This window comes from Megasphaera sp. AF13-6AC, assembly GCF_027685385.1.
Taxonomy (GTDB): Bacteria; Bacillota; Negativicutes; order Veillonellales; family Megasphaeraceae; genus Megasphaera; species Megasphaera micronuciformis.
The window spans coordinates 1-895 of the sequence record NZ_JAQCUN010000272.1; the positions used below are offsets into that span (position 1 = coordinate 1).

Annotated in this window: 1 protein-coding gene and 1 pseudogene; one reads left to right on the top strand and one right to left on the bottom strand. The window is 50.8% G+C overall.

The annotated features are described in order from the left end of the window. Positions 1-323: pseudogene (locus tag PGX78_RS08790) on the top strand (metallophosphoesterase); the annotation flags it as partial. Between the two features lie 99 nt (positions 324-422). Here the strand turns inward: PGX78_RS08790 and PGX78_RS08795 are convergent. Further along, a partial coding sequence (locus PGX78_RS08795; RefSeq protein ID WP_270446580.1) for a xanthine phosphoribosyltransferase occupies positions 423-895 on the bottom strand: 473 nt, incomplete at its 5' end.

The window sequence follows — 895 nt, forward strand, 5'->3', positions numbered from 1 at the left end:
GCGACGAAGGTCGGGTCTTTATGCCCATCTTCGACACCTATAACGTAGACGCTGTCCTGACGGGCCACCTGCACACCTACCGTAACCGCGGCCATATCAAAAATTTTGTCAGAGACGAATCGGGTCCGCTTTACCTCCTTACGGGAGTCGCCGGCGACGTACGCTATCCGAGCCTGTGGAAACAACATGCCTTGGACCTCTACGTACCGCCCCAGCCCGAAACGGACAACTACATGACGATGGAAGCCACTGCCGACACCATCCGCTTCCAATACTTCTTGCCTGACGGCACCCTGCTTGATACGGCTGAGATTCGGAAGTAGGTCGTGGAGGAAGTTAGTAGGAGATGAAGAAAGGACGCATGCTATGCATGCGTCCTTTTTGTGGCTCTCTCAATGAGAGGCCCTGTTTTTCCTTCTCCCTTATTCTACAAATACGGGTTTGTTATCTTCAAATTTTTCAATTCGTGCCAAGGATTCTACTCGGTATCCTCGGTCTTCCAAAAGTTTTCTTCCCGGCTGGAAAGATTTTTCCACGACGATGCCGATGGCGGCTACGGTAGCTCCCGCCTGCTCGACCAAGTTTGCCAGTCCTATAGCTGCCGCCCCGCTGGCCAGGAAGTCGTCTACAATGAGGATTTTTTCGCCTGCCTTAATATAGTCACGACTAATAGAGGCACGATAGGTTTCTTCTTTCGTATAGGAGTAGATATCCGTCATGTATACGTTTGCTGCTGTGAGGAGAGATTTTTTCTTTCTAGCAAAGACGAGGGGCTTGTTACCCATGGCCACGGAAGCGGCAAAGGCTACGGCAATGCCCGACGATTCAATGGTAACGATGCGGTCTACGAAAAATCCTTCCAGGCGTTTGGCAAATTCTTCCCCCATTTTCAGAA